The sequence below is a fragment of the Frondihabitans sp. 4ASC-45 genome (genome assembly GCF_049472575.1).
Classification (GTDB): Bacteria; Actinomycetota; Actinomycetes; order Actinomycetales; family Microbacteriaceae; genus Frondihabitans.
In genome coordinates this window covers 93,486-108,853 of sequence record NZ_JBCEBN010000008.1, presented here as the reverse complement: position 1 = coordinate 108,853, position 15,368 = coordinate 93,486, and the positions used below count along the sequence as shown (strand labels likewise).

The window sequence follows — 15,368 nt, the reverse complement described above, 5'->3', positions numbered from 1 at the left end:
CGTCGCTCCCTCCCGCCCGGCCTTCGGGCGGTGGGTGTCCAGGATCTGCTGGTGCAGCGCCCCGAATACCAGCAGATCGTGGACACTCACCGCTCACGGCGGCCACCGTCGAGAAGAAACCGGCTGCAGAGGCGGGCCCGGGCCGAGCGGTGGGGGTGGCGCCGCGAGGCTTCTGGAAAGTGACCACGCCGGGCGCCGGATCCTGAGTCTCGCCCGCCCCGCTCGCCACTGTGAGAGCGATCGGGGTGAAACGCCGGGCCGATCCGGGTCGAGTCGCGGTTTTGCTCTCGAATTGGCAAAAGAGAGCGCACGCAGAGGCCCGAGCGCAGCCCGCTCAGCCCAGTGACACCACCCGCACGTCGACCACGGCCGGCGGCAACCCGCTCGCGGCGGCCGCGGTGCGAGCGGCAGCAGCCACAGCCCGGGCGACGGCGGGGCCGACCTGGCCGGGCGCGAGGGCGACGTCGAACTCGATGCGGGTGGCCTCGGCGGTCACGTGCACGTCGATGGGTGACACCGAGCCGTCGGAGCCCGAGCCCGAGACGACCGCGACGCCCTCGCGCACGATGCGCGACAGCTGGCCGATGCCGGGGCGGGCGTAGACGCCAGCGACCCCGGGCGTTGCCTTGGCGAGGGCGAGGATCTCATCGGCGAGACTGCGAGACAGGTCGACGCTCATTGCGAGGCCTCGCTTTCGAGCAGATGCACGTCGCCGATGACGATGTCGACCGTCTCGACCACCAGCTCTTGCGCGGTCAGCCGATCGGCGACGGCCTGCCTGACCTCGTCGGCCATGGCGGGCACGAACTCGCCGCGGAGAGCGCTGATCGTCACCTCGATGTGGAGTGGCGCGCCCAGCTCGGTGACCGAACCGTCGATCGAGCATGAGATGACGACGGCCCCGGGAACGGAGTCGCCGGCCTCGCGGATGAGGCCGCGTACCGCGCCCTCGGTCACGTGGAGCGTCTCGAACGCGTCGCTCGCGAGCAGAGGGATGTCTCGCCCGGAGCGGGCCTCGCGGCGCACGCGGTCCATCACCCCGGAGAACCAGCTCGGGTCGGGCTCCGGTTCGGCTGCGGCCTCGTCAGAGATGAGGCGCCCCGAGAGCGAGCGGAGCCGCTGCAGCACGGCCAACTGCCCGGCGTTCTCGGGAACGTCTTCGATCTCGGGGTCGTAGGGGAACCGGCCCGAATCCAGGTAGTCGGACAGCCGCTCGAGCGTCACGGTCTGCTCGCTCATCGCCACGCCTCCATCTCTCGGGTCAGGGTTTCTCGGGCGCGGGCGAGCTGACCGCGGGCTGCTGTGGTGGTGATGCCGAGGTGCTCGGCGATCTCGCCGTACGACTCACCGCCGACTTCGCGCAGGATCCAGCTCTGCCTCTGCAGAGGCGGCAGCCGATCGAGCGCCGCGCGCAGGCCCGACATGGCGTCGCCGGTCACAGCGAGACGCGCAGGATCCGCGGACTCGCTCACCGGCAACCGGTTCGAGACCGCCTCGTCGTCGATGTCATCCACCGGCTTCCGCGCGCGCATCAGATCGAAGGCCTTGCGCGACACGATGCGCATCATCCAGCCGCGCACCGCGTCGGGGGTGGTGAGCGTCGGCAGCTCGCGCCAGATGGCGATCGACGCCTCTTGGACGGCATCGGAGGCGTCGGCCCGCGAACCGGTGAGGCGGACTGCATAGGCGGTCATCAGCGAGAGGTGGCGGCGGAGGAGCACCTCGAAGGCTCGTGAATCGCCGTCGGCGGCCCGGCGAGCGAGAAGCCCGTCGGAGGCACCGTCGAGGCCGGCACCGGCCTGGGGGGCGAGCTGCTGCTCGGGCGGGTGCGGGGCCTCAGGAGATGCGGCGACCTTCACCCGTTCAGCAAACACCATGCCGACGACAAACGGGGGCCCCGAAAACTTTTTCAACGAATTCCGTGACGTTTCTGGAGCGGGTACCGTCTCACTCCTGAGCGGCGATTTCGTCGCCCCCTCACGCATCGAAGGAGCATCACATGGCCGACACCAAGCCCACCGTTCCCACCCCGACCTCGACCACCCCGACTTCGACCAGCCGCGTCGACAAGGTCGCGACCCCGGTCACCACCACGTCGAGTGCCGTCACGGCCTCCACCGCGACCGGCAAGACCGTCATCGCCGACAGCGTGATCTCGAAGGTCGCCGGCATCGCCGCCCGCGAGGTTCCCGGCGTCTACGCCCTCGGTGGCGGTGCGGCTCGTGCGTTCGGTGCGATCCGCGACGTGATCGGCTCGACCGACCTGTCGCAGGGTGTGCGCGTCGAGGTCGGCGAGACCCAGGTCGCCGCCGACGTCACCATCGTCGTCGAATACCCGGTGCCGATGAACTCAGTCGCCGAGCAGGTCCGTGTCGCGGTCGCCCAGGCGATCACCGAGCTCGTCGGCATGGAGGTCGCCGAGATCAACGTCGCCATCAACGACGTGCACATCCCCGGTGACGACGACGACAACGACGACCAGCCCGCCGAGAGCCGCGTCTCGTGACCGCCACCACCACCGGCATCGCGATCGGCGCCGTGCTCGGCGTCGTCGCGGTGGCATTCGGCTTCTGGGCCTTCCTTCTCGTCGCCGTGTTCATCGCTGTCGGCGCCCTCGTCGGCCGGATCGCCTCCGGCAAGCTCGACGCCTCGAGTCTTCTCGACGTGTTGCGCGGACGGCGCTCGTCCTGATGGGTCCCCACACCGCCGCGACCGGCGACGCAGCCGGCGCGGCCTCCAGCGAGTGGTCGTCGGATCCTGATTCCCCGACGGCCACTCTTAGCCGTGACGTGCCGGGTGCGAGCCCGGTCATCCCCGGCCACGTCAGCATCGCCCCGCGCGCTCTTCAGCGCGTGGGCAGCGCGATCGTCGCCGACGAGCTGCGTGTCTCGCACCACGACGTGCGGGTCGACGCGCACGACGACGAGGGTCGACTGGCCCTCCGCGTCGCGACCCCGTTGACGATCCCGCGCCTCGACGCTGCGACCGAGGCTCCCGCCGGCGGAGTGATCGGCACCGTGCGTTCGCTCCAAGAGACCGTCACCCGTCGCGTCAACGAGATCGCCGGTCGCGCCGTGTCGCGCGTCGACGTGACGATCACCGGCAGCCAGCTCGAAAAGAAAGAGGAGCTGCGATGACCACCGCACCCACCAAGGATCCCTCGGCGGGCTCCCAGTCGAAGCCGACGTCTGCCGTGGCGCGCGTTCCTTCGGGGGTGACCCGGCGGATCCTGCGTCGCGAGACCCACTCGTCGCGCTCCGGGGCCACCGTCGTGATGCTGATCGTGCTGATCCTTGCGGTCGGATACGTCGGCGTCGAGGCCGTGTACGCGGCGCTCGGACAACCGCCCCTGCTGTTCTCGCCCGTCGACGCCGTCGCCACGCTGCTGTCGGCCGCGACCGCCCAGCCCGCGCTCGTCATCGCGGCCGGTATCGCCGCGGCGATCCTCGGTCTCGTGCTCGTCGTGATCGGGCTCACCCCGGGCCGCCGGGGTCGCCACACGATCGACGACGACCGCGTCGCCGTGGTCGTCGACGACCAGGTGATTGCCGCCTCTCTCGCCCGCAACGCGCGGATCGCCGGCGGACTCGCTCCCGGCCAGGTCACCGCGTGGGTCGCTCGCTCGAGCGCCCGCATCACGATCACCCCGGCGTCGGGTTCCACCGCCGACACCGATGCCGTGCTGCGCGCCGCCAACGACGAGCTCGGTCGCATCGCGTACCGCCCGCCCGTGACCGCCGAAGCGCGCGTCACCCCGAACGGAAGGCTCGGCGCATGACCACCACGAATCGCTTCGCGAATCGCCTCTTCTTGATCGTGCTCGGCGTCATCTCGCTCGCCGTCGGGCTTTTCGTCGCCGCGACGGCGCTGCCCGGAGCGCCGCTCCTGCGCGACTGGCTGACCACCGCCCGCGACGCCCAGTCGACGGCGCTCTCGAACACCCGGGCCGGCGGCAACGAGCCGTTCGACGGCAGCTACCTGCCGTGGCTGCTCGCAGTGCTCTGCCTGCTGATCGTCATCATCGCTCTGGTGGCCATCGTGACCCGCGGTCGCGGACGCACCGACCGAGTGGTCGACCTCGACGAGAACGCCGGGCGCGTGATCGTGTCGTCGGGCTTCGCCGAGACCGCCCTGGTCGACGCGCTGTCCTCTCGCCGTGACGTCGCTTCGGTCTCGGTGGTCGCGTACGAATTGAAGGGCGCGCCCGCGCTCAAGATCCGCCTGCGGCTCACCGCCGGATCGGCTCCGACGGACGCCGTCCAAGCGGCCTCCGGTGCGGTGCGCGGCCTCGACCGCGTGCTCGGCGGAGAAGCGGAGATCCCGGTGCTGGTCGAGGTCGTCGGCGCGTCGCCGGTGCGGCCCGGGGCTGACTCGCGCGTTCGCTGACGCCCGAGCCCTGCCCGCCGCACTACGTAGTGCGGACTACCCCTCGTGCCGCGGCACGTCTCGTAGTCCGCACGAGGTCTGCTAACTCCCACGTGGCGGCCCGTAGCCAGCTACACCTTCAGCAGCAGCTTGCCGATATGCCCGCCGGCGTCCATCCTCCGATGGGCGTCGGCGGCTTCGTCGAGCGGGAACACCTCGTCGATGATCGGCTTCACCATGCCGCGCTCGACCAGCGGCCACACGTCGCGGCCCACTCCGGCCACGATCTCGGCCTTCTCCTCGATCGGCCGCGCGCGCAGGGTGGTCGCCCAGATGCGGCCGCGCTTCTGCATGAGCGCACCCAGCTGGAACGACGACGCCTCGCCGCTCTGGTTGGCGATCACCATGATCCGGCCGTTCATCGCGAGCGCGTCGATGTTGCGCGCCAGGTAGTCGCCGCCGACGAGGTCGAGGATCACGTCGACGCCGCGTCCGTCCGTGAGCTGCTTCGCCGCTTCGACGAAGTCGGTCGTGCGGTAGTTGACTCCCGCGGCGCCGAGGTCGTTCATGAAGGTGACCTTGGCGTCGGATCCTGCGGTCGCGATGGTCTTCGACCCCAGTGCCGTCGCGAGCTGGATCGCGAATGTGCCGATGCCGCTGGTTCCGCCGTGCACGAGAAGCGTCTCGCCCGGCTGCAGGCCGGCGTGCCAGAACACGTTCGACCAGACGGTCGCGGCGACCTCGGGGAGGCCGGCGGCTTCGACGAGGTCGACTCCGGAGGGGACGGGAAGCACGAGGCGCGCATCGACCGCGACGAGCTCGGCGTAGCCGCCGCCCGCGAGGAGAGCGCAGACCTGGTCGCCGACCTTCCAGTCGGGGGTGCCGGTGCCGGTGCCGGTGCCGGTGTCGTCGCCATCGCCGGAGTCGCTGGCGCTGGCTGTCTCGATAGCCGGTCCGATGGCCTCGATCGTGCCCGAGACCTCGAGCCCCGGCCACTCGGGGGCTCCGGGAGGCGGCGGGTAGTTGCCCTGGCGCTGACCGACGTCGGCACGGTTGATGCCGGCGGCCGCGACGCGGATGAGGAGTTCGCCGGGGCCGGCCACGGGGTCGGGGGCGGTTGCGGTGACGAGGGCCTCGGGCCCTCCCGGCTGGGAAATCAGGACTAAGCGCATCCCCCGATCCTGCACCCTGGGGTTTCCGGCGGGCTGGACGCTTATGGCCTGAGCTGCCGACGCGACGCGACGCGGGGTGGGAGCGGGGTCGAGGGGAGAGCGGTGTCGGGGCTGGAGCGGGGTCGGGCCGGATCCTTGTGGCCTAGTTTGTCGACGCGGGCTCGGGCGGGCCCCGGTTCAGTAGGCTGACCGCGTGCTGCTCTCCGACCGCGACATCAAGGCCGAACTCGAACTCGGACGAATCGGGCTCGACCCCCACGACCCCAGCCTGATTCAGCCGTCGAGCATCGATGTGCGCCTCGACCGCTTCTTCCGGCTGTTCGACAACCACAAATACCCGTTCATCGACCCGGCCGTCGATCAGCCCGAGCTGACGCATCTCGTCGAGTCGAAGCCCGACGAGCCGTTCATTCTGCACCCGGGTGAGTTCGTGCTCGGCTCGACCTACGAGCGGGTCAGCCTGCCCGACGACATCGCCGCGCGCCTCGAGGGCAAGTCGTCGCTGGGTCGGCTCGGCCTGCTGACGCACTCGACCGCTGGGTTCATCGACCCCGGATTCTCGGGCCACGTCACCCTCGAGCTCTCGAACGTGGCGACGCTGCCGATCAAACTGTGGCCGGGCATGAAGATCGGGCAGCTCTGCTACTTCCGGCTGTCGTCGCCGGCCGAGAACCCCTACGGCTCGTCGGTCTACGGGTCGCGCTACCAGGGGCAGCGGGGTCCGACGGCGTCGCGGTCGTTCCAGAACTTCAGCGCGACCGACACCGGCGCCGAGCCGTCGTCTGCTCGCGACTAGCTGCTGCTTCTGCTCCTGCCGAATTTGAAGGAGAAACTCGCGATCCGGCAAAAGTGAGGCGGATCGGCGCGGCGTGTCGCGAGGATCTCCTTCAAATTTGCAAAGGCAGTGCCCGGGGCCCAGGATCCGGCGCCCCCGCCTGCAAATTTGAGAGCAAAATCCGCGACCCGACGCAGATCGGACCGGCCCGTAGCCGCGATCACTCTCGAATTTGCAAGGGAAGCGGGTTGTGCCCGATCGGCGTCAACAGGCGCGCATTCGTCCAGTCGCAGCGGCGGCGGCGCCCGGATCCTGGACGTTCTGCACTCGACTGGAACGGGAGCGGCCCGGCATTCATACTCGTGTCGTGACCGTCCAGCCAGCACTCGCTCCCAGCCTCGATTCCCGCCGATTCGTGATGGAGTCGTCGACCAACAGCCCCGTCGACCCCGATTCGCCCTCGCGCTTCCGCTACTTCGAGAAAGACGGCGTGATCTGGGGCGACTACGACGGAGACACCGTCACGTTTGGACGTTTTGTCGGTACCCGGGTCGGTGACGACCTATCCGTCTCGTTCGTGCATGTGCTCGTCGAAGACGGCTCGGTCGTCGCGGGCACGGGCGGCAGCGAGGTCGTGACCGGGCCGGACGGCGTGCGCCTCGTGGAGCGCTTCGAGATTGACGGCGTCGGCCACGTGAGTGTGTGCGTCGAGGAGTCGGCGCAGGACGAGAGCTAGAAGAACGGGCTACGTCCACAGCCTCAGCGAACCGAGTCTCGCCCGTTCCCCGCGGTCGTGAACCGCGTCATGCCGAGCCGGTTCGACGAGCCGGAGCGGTCGGGAATGTCGGTCGGCAGCAGGTACGACTTGCTCACCACCTCGTCGAGGATCACCACGCTCACCACCGATTTCACCTCGGGCCGCGCGGCCACGACGCCGGTCACGAAGTCGTGCACCCCCCCGATATCCAGGGATCGCACGAGCAGCATGGCGTCGTGCTCGCCGGTCGTGATGCAGCAGTACTCGACGTCGGGCATCTGCAGGATGCCCTCGCGGAACCGATGCCAGCTCTGCGGGTGCACCGTCACGAACACGAGTGCGCACACGTCGAGGCCGACCATGCCCGGGTCGATCTGGGCGGTGAAGCCGGTGATCACGCCGGTCGCGGTCATCCGCTCGACGCGGTTGTAGACGCTGGCTCTCGACACGTTGACGGTCTCGGCGAGTGAGGCCATCGAGATGCGTCCGTTCTCGCGGAGCACGCCGAGGATCCGAAGATCCACCTCATCGAGACCGGTCGCCCTTTGTCCAGGGGCCGGGCGGTTGTCTTGCTCGGTGTTCGACACTTGGTACTCCCATCGGGGGGTGAGTCGCAATTTATCCACAGATCGAGGCCTGAGGTGAAGACGTGCTCGGAATCGTGCCACAGTTTCTCCACACCGTCCAAGGTGACCCCCCTTTCCCCCCAGGAGGAACACGTGGCTTTTTCCACGCGAAACAGCTCCACCACCACGAAGCACACGGCGAAGCGAGTCGCGATCGGTGCAGCAGCCATCGCCCTCACCCTCGTCGTCGCCGGCTGCTCGTCCGGCAAGGCCTCGAGCACCGACGGCGCGTCGAAGACGCTGACCATCGACAAGGCGTTCGACCTCAAGACGGCCGACCCGGGCCGCATGTACGAGCCGACCGGCCAGCTGGTCGACAAGGCCCTCTATGAGACCCTCCTCACCTTCAAGGGCGGCGACGTCTCGAAGGTCGTCGACGGCGTTGCAAGCCTCGACGAGTCGTCCGATGCGAAGACGTTCACCCTGACCCTGAACGGCACTCACACCTTCTCCGACGGCACCGAGATGACGGCCGACGACGTCGTGTTCTCGCTCCAGCGCGTCATCGGCCTCAAGGGCAACCCGTCGTTCCTCCTGGCCGGCGTCACCGTCACGAAGAAAGACGCGAAGACCGTCATCTTGACCACGAAGACCGCCACCCCGGCGCTCCCGTCGATCCTCGCCAACCCGGCGCTCGGCATCCTCAACTCCAAGGTCGTCAAGGCCAACGGTGGGGCAACCGACTCGAGCGACACCGCCGAGAGATACCTCAACGCCCACTCCGCCGGCTCCGGGCCGTACGTGCTCGACTCGCTGAACCTGTCGTCGAAGGTCGTTCTGACGGCTAACAAGAAGTACGACGGCGAGCAGCCCGGCTACGGCCGCGTCGTGATCCAGAACGTCGAGGGCGCCACCCAGAAGATCAACGTGCAGGGTGGCAGTGCCGACGTGGCCCTCGATCTGTCGGGTACGCAGGCGGCGGGGCTCGGATCCTCGGTCGACGTCACCAGCGACCCGTCGGCCAACGTGATCTTCCTGCTGCTCAACCAGAGCTCCAAGGTGTCGAAGATCACCAGTAACCCCGACTTCGTCAAGGCCGTCAAAGAGGCCATCGACTACGACGACCTCGTGTCGATCGCCGGCACCGGCACCGCTCAGGCGGCCGGCGTCGTGCCGAGCATGTTCCTCGGTGCTCTCGGTGAGGGCGATGCCCTCAAGCAAGACCTGGCCGCGTCGAAGTCCGACCTCGCCAAGAGCGGGTACAACGGTGAGAAGATCACGCTGAACTTCCCCAGCGACATCACGCTCAACGGCATCGAGTTCCCGACGATCGCCCAGCGCCTGCAGTCACAGCTCAAGACCGCGGGCATCACGGTCGACCTCGCTCCTGCTCCGGTCGCCACCGAGCTCGACGCCTACCGCAACGGCACCGAGACCGTCGGTCTCTGGTACTGGGGCCCCGACTACCCTGACCCGAGCGACTACCTCGTCTTCACCCCGGGCAACGTCGTCGGCCTGCGTGCCGGCTGGGCCGCGGGTGCCGACCCGGCGATCTCGAAGCTGGCCGATGCGGCAGCGGTCGGCGGCTCGAACGACGAGCGTCAGACGCAGTTCGAAGACCTGCAGAAGGCGCTCAACGACGACGGCCCGTTCATCCCGCTGCTGCAGCCGGGCAACAACATCGCGGCCGCGTCCGACGTCACCGGCGTCGTCTACAACGCCGTATGGACCATTGATATCGCGGCCCTCCGCAGCAAGTAGTCGACTGTGACAACCAGCACCGCCACCCGACCCCCGCGCGCACGCTCCGTGTCGCGCGGGGGTCACCCCTTCGCCCGGTACGCCCTGCGTCGCGTGATCACCTCGCTGCTGCTGGTGGTCGGCGTCACTCTGGTGACGTTCATCCTGACGAACCTCGTGCCGGGTGACCCGGTCGCGGCGGCGCTCGGCCAGCGGGCCGCAGAAGACCCCGCGATCGTCGCTCAGTTCCGGTCGGAGTACGGCCTCGACAAGCCGCTCGTGGTGCAGTACTTCACCTACCTCGGCAACCTCCTGCACGGCGACCTCGGCACGTCCACCACCACGCACAACGCGGTGACGTCCGACCTCTCCTCGGCACTTCCCGCGACGCTCGAGATCGCGATCGGCGCCATTGTGCTCAGCGTGATCATCGGCGTCGTGCTCGGCACGGTCGCGGCCTACCGTCGTGGCAAGGCGTCCGACCACGTGCTCCGCGTCGTCTCGCTCGCGGGCCTCAGCGTGCCGACCTTCTGGCTGGCCCTGGTGCTCTACTACGTCTTCTACTTCAAGCTGCACATCGCGCCCGGTTCGGGCCGGCTGAGCAGCGACTTCAACGCTCCGCCGACGATCACCGGCCTTTACACGGTCGACGCTCTGCTCGCCGGTCAGCTCGACACGTTCCTCGATGCGGCCGCGCACCTCTTCCTCCCGGTACTCGTGCTGACGCTCTACACGGTCGGCCTGCTCACCCGGTTCGTCCGCACGGCCGTGCTCGAGATCCTCGACCAGGACTACGTGCGGGCCGCCCGTGCCAAGGGCCTTCCGACCCGCACAGTGATCTGGAGCTACGTGCTCCGTGGCGCGAGCATCCCCATCCTCACCGTCGTCGGCCTCGCCTTCGGCAGCCTGCTGAGCGGCACCGTGCTGGTCGAGTCGATCTTCGCCTGGCCAGGCATCGGCAGCTACGCGTACCAGGCCGCCTCGCACCTCGACCTCCCCGGCGTCATGGGCGTCGGCCTCCTGATCGGAGTGATGTACCTGCTGGTGAACCTCATCGTCGACCTTCTCTACGGAGTCATCGACCCGCGCGTCAGGCTGGCGTCGTGAGCCGGCCCACGCTCGACCGGGCGTTCTCGAAGGCTGAGGCGTCAGATCCCGCGCTCGATCTTCCCGGCCGCTGGCGTCGCCCGCGACTGCGGCTCGGCCGCTGGTCGGCCCCGCTCGGCATCGCCGGCGCGCTAGTAGCCCTGCTGTGGATCGTCATCGCGATCCTCGCCCCGGTGATCCAGCCGCACGATCCCCTCGCGCAAGACCTGCCGATCCTCCAGGCGCCCGGCCAGGGCACGTTCCTCGGCACCGACGCGCTCGGTCGCGACGTGTTCTCGCGGCTGCTGTCGGGTGCTCGCGTCACGATCCCGCTGGCTCTCCTGCTGGTCGTGATGAGCGTGCTGATCGGCGCGATCCTCGGGGCGGTCGCCGGCTTCTTCGGCCGCTGGGTCGACGAGCTGATCATGCGCGTCACCGACCTCGTGATGGCGTTCCCGACGGTGATCCTCGCGATGGTGATCGCGGCGGCCCTCGGCGCCTCGCTGCTCAACGCGGTGCTCGCGGCGCTGATCGTGTCGTGGCCGTCGTACGCGCGGCTGACCCGCGGCCTCGTGCTCGGGCTCCGCACCTCGAACTACGTCGTGTCGGGGCAGCTGCTCGGCTTCAGCCCGCTGCGGTCGCTCTGGCGCGACATCGCCCCGAACATCGTGGGGCCGATCCTGGTGCTCGCGAGTCTCGACATCGGCACGGCCATCCTGCTGCTGTCCGGGCTGTCGTTCCTCGGGCTCGGGGCCAAGCCGCCGACTCCCGAGTGGGGCTCGATGGTCTCCGACGCCGTCCAGAACTTCGACTCGTGGTGGCTCGGCGTGTTCCCGGGCCTGGCGATCCTTACGATCGTGGTCGCGTTCAACTTCGTCGGCGACGCCCTCCGTGACGCCCTCGACCCGAAGTCGCGCACGCTGCGCGGAGGAGGCCCGACCCTGTGACCGACTCGCTCACCATCACCGATCTGCGCATCGACCTCCGCACGCCCGACGGCCCCCGGCCGATCGTCCGCGGCATCGATCTCGCGCTCGAACGCGGTCGCATCCACGGCCTCGCCGGCGAATCAGGATCCGGCAAGACCATGACGGCCTTGGCCGTCCTCGGCCTGCTCCCCGACACCATGACCGCCACCGGCTCGATCCTCCTGTCGACCCCCGTCTCGGCGGGTGGCGACTCCGTCGAGCTCGTGGGCGCGTCGCGCCAGGTGCTCGGCGCCATCCGCGGCCGTCGAGTGGCGATGGTGTTCCAGGATCCCTCGACCAGCCTCCACCCGCAGCTCACGGTCGGGCGCCAGCTCACCGATCACCTGCGGCACCACCTGAAGCTGAGCAAGGCGGCAGCGCAGGAGCAGGCGCACGGGCTGCTCGATCGGGTGCGGGTGCCGGATCCTGCGGGCGCTCTCGCGAAGTACCCCCACCAGTTCTCGGGCGGACAGAGGCAGCGGATCGCCATCGCCGTCGCGCTGGCGTGCGGCCCCGACGTGCTGCTGGCCGACGAGCCGACCACCGCGCTCGACGTGACCGTGCAGGCCGGCGTGCTGCACCTGCTGCGCGAGCTCGTCGACGAGGGCGGGCTCAGCGTGCTGCTCGTCACGCACGATCTCGGCGTGATGAGTGCCGTCGCCGACGTGGTGACGGTCATGCGCCAGGGCGTCGTGGTCGAGTCGGCGCCGCGCGAGCAGCTGTTCACCGCGCCGCAGCACGACTACACGAGGTCGTTGCTGGCGGCCCTGCCCGGGTCGACGCTCGAAGAGACCCCCGACGAGCTCGTCGACGATCTGCTCGCAGAAGGCGGACACCATGACTCCTGAGCCACGCACCGGCGGCACCGGCCGCCCTCGCAGCACCGCGGGCCCCGTGCTGACCGCGACCGACGTCGCCGTCGAATACCGCCGACCCGCCCTCCGCGCCGTCGACGGGGTGTCGCTCACCATCGCCCCCGGCGAGGTCGTGGCGCTCGTCGGCGAGAGCGGGTGCGGCAAGTCGAGCCTCGCCCGCGCGGTGGTCGGCATCGAGAAGCGTGCTGGCGGCTCCGTGCTGCTCGGCGGCACCGAGGTGCCCGTGCTCGGGTTGCGACGCCGAAGCACCGAGATGACCGGCGTGCAGATGGTCTTCCAAGACCCGAACTCGTCGCTGAACCCCCGCCGCCCGGTGGGGGAGCAGATCGGCGACGGAGTGCGGGCCGCTGTCGCCCGCGGTGATGAGCCGTCCGATCCCGCGGAGTGGCTCTCTCGCGTCGGCCTCGACCCGGCCATGGTCGGCCGCTATCCGCACGAGTTCTCGGGCGGGCAGAAGCAGCGCATCGCCATCGCCCGCGCGCTCGCCGCGAGGCCGCGCCTGCTGGTCGCCGACGAGCCGATCTCGGCCCTCGACGCCTCGACCCAGACCAGCGTCGCGGCCCTGATGCGCACGCTCAGCGTCGAGGCCGGTGCCGGCATGCTCTTCATCTCGCACGATCTCTCGGTGGTCAGGCGCATCGCCGACCGCACGCTCGTCATGTACCGCGGGCGCATCGTCGAATCGGGCCACACCGAGACGATCTGGCAGAACCCGGTGCACCCCTACACGCGTGCTCTCCTGGCGGCGATCCCGGTGCCCGACGGGTCGGGCCGGCTACCGCTCGCCCCGGCGGAGGCCGATCGCGTCGACTGGACCGCGGCCCTGCCCGCCGCTCTCGAAAGGACCCCCGCGTGACGACCGTCGACGCTCACCCGTCCGCTCTCTGGCGTATGCCGCGGGCGCAGAATCGCGCTCCGCTCCCCGGTAACGGCGCCTTCATGCTGGCGGGCTGGGGCGATGCCGCTCCGGTGCTCGCCGCCGACGACCCGGTCGTCTCGTACACGGCCGAGCGTCGCGCCCGGCTCGCCGAGGCGCTGCCGGCTGAACTGCTGGTCATCCCGACCGGCGAGATCCGCACCCGGTCGAACGACACCTCGTTCGGATTCCGTCCCGGCACCGACCACCTCTGGCTGACCGGCAACCGCTCGGCCTCGAGTGTGCTCCTTGTCGACACGACCGGTGGCGAGGCCGGCGCCGTGCTGTACCTGCACGCTCCGTCCGGGCGCGAGACCGACGAGTTCTGGCGCAACGACGCCATCGGCGACCTCTGGGTCGGGCCGCGCCCGTCGCTCCGCGAGACGCAGGACGCCCTCGGCATCGAGTGCCGCTCCCTCGACGACTTCGAGGCCGACCTCGCGAGCGCGGCTCGGCGGGCCAAGCGGGTCCGCGTGCTGCCGACCCTCGACGACCGGGTCGACGAGCTCGTCAAGTCGATCTGCGGGCCCGACTTCGAGCCGCACCTGCTGCTCAAGAGCACCCTCGACGAGCTCCGCCTGATCAAGAACGACTGGGAGATCGGGCAGCTCCAGGCAGCGGTCGACGCAACCGTGCTCGGCTTCGACGACTGCGCTCGAGAGTGGTCGGCGGCTCGCGCCTCCGGTCGTGGCGAGCGCTACCTCGAGGGCACCTTCACCCGTCGTGCGCGCCTCGACGGCGAAGGCCCCGCTTACGGATCGATCGTAGGATCCGGGGCGCACGCCACCACGCTGCACTGGACGTCCAATACGGGGCCCCTCCGCGACGGCGACCTCGTGCTGATGGACATGGGCGTCGAACTCGAGTCCCTCTACTCGGCCGACGTCTCTCGCACCCTTCCGGTCACTGGCGAGTTCACGAGCCTGCAGCGCGACGTCTACTCGATCGTGTTGCGCGCCCAGCAGGCCGGTATCGACACACTCCGTGCCGGAGTCGCGTTCCAGGCCTACCAGGATGCCTGTGCGCGCTCACTGAGCGAGGGTCTCATCGATCTCGGACTGTTGACGTGCTCGGTCGACGAGGCGATGGATCCTTCTGCCCTGTATCAGCGCCGCTGGAGCATCTCGCGCTCCGGCCACATGCTCGGCATGGACATCCACGACTGCAACCACGCGCCGCAGGCCTCGTACCTCACCGGCGTGCTGTCGGCCGGCAATGCGCTCACGGTCGAGCCCGGGCTGTACTTTCAGCAGAACGACCTGACGGTGCCGGCCGAGCTGCGGGGCATGGGCATCCGGATCGAAGACGACCTCGTCGTGACCGAGACCTCGTCAATCAACCTGTCGGCGGCTCTGCCCCGCGAGCCCGGCGAGGTCGAGGCCTGGATGGCCGAGCGCGCTCGGTAGTTCGGCCGCGCCCCGCCTCACATTCGAGAGCGAAACGCGCGATTCGGCGGAATCCGCGCGGCGAATCCCCCGGATCACTCGCAAATTGGCAAGCGCGGGCTGCGGCAGCAGCCAGCCCGCCCGGCCGCACGACGGCAGCTAGCTAGGCCAGGCCTCGAGTTGCCACCCGAGCCACGGGCTCCATGCGAACGGTGCGGCCGCCACCGAGGCGCGCAGGTCGGCGGGAGACACCCAGGCCCACTCGGCGACCTCGTCGGGCGACGGCTGCGGCGAACCGACGGCGACGGCCGTGAACACGGGGCAGATCTCGTTCTCGACGACGCCCGATGCGTCGACGGCGCGGTAGCGGAAGTCAGGCAGGATCGGCGCGATCTCGGCGACCTCCATGCCCAGCTCCTGGAACGCGCGACGCTGGACGGCCTCGGCCGGGGTCTCGCCCGGTGCCGGGTGGCCGCAGAACGAGTTGGTCCAGACGCCGGGCCAGGTGGCTTTCGTCAGTGCGCGACGGGTGACGAGAATGTCTCCGGCGTCGTTCGCGACGTGGCAGGAGAAGGCCAGGTGGAGCGGCGTCTCGGTGGTGTGCACGTCGCGCTTGGGGTACACCCCCGAGGGATTTCCCCCCTCATCGAGCAATACCACGAGCTCGTCGTGGAGAACGGTGTCGGCAGCGGTCGACTGCTGGGGAAGTGCCTGGGGTTCGGGATTCATCTCGCGGTAGTCTGCCCTAATGGACGGTGATCAC

Annotated in this window: 19 protein-coding genes; 13 read left to right on the top strand and 6 right to left on the bottom strand. The window is 69.6% G+C overall.

The genetic code is table 11. From position 1 onward, the window contains the following. Positions 1-334: 334 nt before the first annotated feature. The 3 genes from VH571_RS13135 to VH571_RS13125 are packed head-to-tail and all read right to left on the bottom strand — an operon-like array spanning position 335 to position 1,859. Positions 335-679, bottom strand: a complete 345-nt coding sequence (locus tag VH571_RS13135) for a hypothetical protein (RefSeq protein ID WP_423264955.1) — start codon at positions 677-679, stop codon at positions 335-337. Further along, a complete protein-coding gene (locus tag VH571_RS13130; RefSeq protein WP_157510098.1) occupies positions 676-1,239 on the bottom strand; it encodes a hypothetical protein in 564 nt (187 codons plus the stop codon). The genes VH571_RS13135 and VH571_RS13130 overlap by 4 nt, the downstream gene beginning before the upstream one ends. Next, positions 1,236-1,859 (bottom strand): RNA polymerase sigma factor, encoded by a 624-nt coding sequence (locus tag VH571_RS13125; protein WP_233572954.1) that lies wholly within the window; start codon positions 1,857-1,859, stop codon positions 1,236-1,238. The genes VH571_RS13130 and VH571_RS13125 overlap by 4 nt, the downstream gene beginning before the upstream one ends. Before the next feature lie 140 nt (positions 1,860-1,999). On the opposite strand from VH571_RS13125, the gene VH571_RS13120 reads away from it, so the two are divergent. From VH571_RS13120 to VH571_RS13100, 5 genes are read left to right on the top strand one after another with little or no spacing between them, the layout of a single operon-like run. Then, entirely contained in the window at positions 2,000-2,506 is a 507-nt protein-coding gene (locus VH571_RS13120) for an Asp23/Gls24 family envelope stress response protein (protein WP_123940677.1), read from the top strand. After that, positions 2,503-2,691, top strand: coding sequence for a DUF2273 domain-containing protein (locus VH571_RS13115; RefSeq protein ID WP_055961273.1), 189 nt, complete (start codon positions 2,503-2,505; stop codon positions 2,689-2,691). The genes VH571_RS13120 and VH571_RS13115 overlap by 4 nt, the downstream gene beginning before the upstream one ends. Further along, complete coding sequence (locus tag VH571_RS13110; protein ID WP_423264954.1) at positions 2,691-3,137, top strand: hypothetical protein; 447 nt, start codon at positions 2,691-2,693, stop codon at positions 3,135-3,137. Before VH571_RS13115 ends, VH571_RS13110 begins: the two co-directional genes overlap by 1 nt. Continuing rightward, positions 3,134-3,778 carry a hypothetical protein gene (locus tag VH571_RS13105; RefSeq protein WP_423264953.1) on the top strand — a complete coding sequence of 215 codons (645 nt, stop codon included), beginning with the start codon at positions 3,134-3,136 and terminating at the stop codon, positions 3,776-3,778. Before VH571_RS13110 ends, VH571_RS13105 begins: the two co-directional genes overlap by 4 nt. After that, the gene (locus VH571_RS13100) at positions 3,775-4,386 is read left to right on the top strand and encodes a hypothetical protein (protein ID WP_123940683.1); all 612 of its coding nucleotides are present in this window, start codon (positions 3,775-3,777) and stop codon (positions 4,384-4,386) included. The genes VH571_RS13105 and VH571_RS13100 overlap by 4 nt, the downstream gene beginning before the upstream one ends. Before the next feature lie 110 nt (positions 4,387-4,496). Here the strand turns inward: VH571_RS13100 and VH571_RS13095 are convergent, their stop codons facing one another. Next, positions 4,497-5,537, bottom strand: a complete 1,041-nt coding sequence (locus tag VH571_RS13095) for an NAD(P)H-quinone oxidoreductase (RefSeq protein ID WP_423264952.1) — start codon at positions 5,535-5,537, stop codon at positions 4,497-4,499. Positions 5,538-5,730: 193 nt separating this feature from the next. On the opposite strand from VH571_RS13095, the gene dcd reads away from it, so the two are divergent. Further along, complete coding sequence (dcd, locus tag VH571_RS13090; protein WP_423264951.1) at positions 5,731-6,333, top strand: dCTP deaminase; 603 nt, start codon at positions 5,731-5,733, stop codon at positions 6,331-6,333. 346 nt (positions 6,334-6,679) lie between these two features. Further along, complete coding sequence (locus VH571_RS13085) at positions 6,680-7,048, top strand: hypothetical protein (protein WP_423264950.1); 369 nt, start codon at positions 6,680-6,682, stop codon at positions 7,046-7,048. 23 nt (positions 7,049-7,071) lie between these two features. Here the strand turns inward: VH571_RS13085 and VH571_RS13080 are convergent, their stop codons facing one another. After that, the gene (locus tag VH571_RS13080) at positions 7,072-7,656 is read right to left on the bottom strand and encodes an Lrp/AsnC family transcriptional regulator (RefSeq protein WP_233572956.1); all 585 of its coding nucleotides are present in this window, start codon (positions 7,654-7,656) and stop codon (positions 7,072-7,074) included. Positions 7,657-7,788: 132 nt separating this feature from the next. Between VH571_RS13080 and VH571_RS13075 the strand changes: the two genes are divergently transcribed. Genes VH571_RS13075 through VH571_RS13050 form a run of 6 tightly spaced genes read left to right on the top strand, consistent with a single transcriptional unit; the run spans position 7,789 to position 14,626 of the window. Next, entirely contained in the window at positions 7,789-9,396 is a 1,608-nt protein-coding gene (locus VH571_RS13075; protein WP_423264949.1) for an ABC transporter substrate-binding protein, read from the top strand. Positions 9,397-9,402: 6 nt separating this feature from the next. Further along, a complete protein-coding gene (locus tag VH571_RS13070; protein ID WP_233572958.1) occupies positions 9,403-10,482 on the top strand; it encodes an ABC transporter permease in 1,080 nt (359 codons plus the stop codon). Further along, a complete protein-coding gene (locus tag VH571_RS13065) occupies positions 10,479-11,408 on the top strand; it encodes an ABC transporter permease (RefSeq protein WP_423264948.1) in 930 nt (309 codons plus the stop codon). The genes VH571_RS13070 and VH571_RS13065 overlap by 4 nt, the downstream gene beginning before the upstream one ends. Then, the gene (locus VH571_RS13060; RefSeq protein ID WP_055961253.1) at positions 11,405-12,277 is read left to right on the top strand and encodes an ABC transporter ATP-binding protein; all 873 of its coding nucleotides are present in this window, start codon (positions 11,405-11,407) and stop codon (positions 12,275-12,277) included. Before VH571_RS13065 ends, VH571_RS13060 begins: the two co-directional genes overlap by 4 nt. After that, complete coding sequence (locus VH571_RS13055) at positions 12,267-13,160, top strand: ATP-binding cassette domain-containing protein (protein ID WP_423264947.1); 894 nt, start codon at positions 12,267-12,269, stop codon at positions 13,158-13,160. Before VH571_RS13060 ends, VH571_RS13055 begins: the two co-directional genes overlap by 11 nt. Next, complete coding sequence (locus VH571_RS13050; RefSeq protein WP_423264946.1) at positions 13,157-14,626, top strand: aminopeptidase P family protein; 1,470 nt, start codon at positions 13,157-13,159, stop codon at positions 14,624-14,626. The genes VH571_RS13055 and VH571_RS13050 overlap by 4 nt, the downstream gene beginning before the upstream one ends. 138 nt (positions 14,627-14,764) lie before the next feature. Here VH571_RS13050 and idi read toward each other — a convergent pair whose 3' ends face one another. Further along, complete coding sequence (gene idi / locus VH571_RS13045) at positions 14,765-15,334, bottom strand: isopentenyl-diphosphate Delta-isomerase (protein WP_423264945.1); 570 nt, start codon at positions 15,332-15,334, stop codon at positions 14,765-14,767. Between the last annotated feature and the right edge of the window lie 34 nt (positions 15,335-15,368).

Coding starts and splice junctions, on each gene's coding strand:
- VH571_RS13135 (WP_423264955.1), bottom strand. CDS start 679: ATGAGCGTCGACCTGTCTCGCAGTCTCGCCGATGAGATCCTCGCCCTC.
- VH571_RS13130 (WP_157510098.1), bottom strand. CDS start 1,239: ATGAGCGAGCAGACCGTGACGCTCGAGCGGCTGTCCGACTACCTGGAT.
- VH571_RS13120 (WP_123940677.1), top strand. CDS start 2,000: ATGGCCGACACCAAGCCCACCGTTCCCACCCCGACCTCGACCACCCCG.
- VH571_RS13110 (WP_423264954.1), top strand. CDS start 2,691: ATGGGTCCCCACACCGCCGCGACCGGCGACGCAGCCGGCGCGGCCTCC.
- VH571_RS13105 (WP_423264953.1), top strand. CDS start 3,134: ATGACCACCGCACCCACCAAGGATCCCTCGGCGGGCTCCCAGTCGAAG.
- VH571_RS13100 (WP_123940683.1), top strand. CDS start 3,775: ATGACCACCACGAATCGCTTCGCGAATCGCCTCTTCTTGATCGTGCTC.
- VH571_RS13095 (WP_423264952.1), bottom strand. CDS start 5,537: ATGCGCTTAGTCCTGATTTCCCAGCCGGGAGGGCCCGAGGCCCTCGTC.
- VH571_RS13055 (WP_423264947.1), top strand. CDS start 12,267: ATGACTCCTGAGCCACGCACCGGCGGCACCGGCCGCCCTCGCAGCACC.
- idi (WP_423264945.1), bottom strand. CDS start 15,334: ATGAATCCCGAACCCCAGGCACTTCCCCAGCAGTCGACCGCTGCCGAC.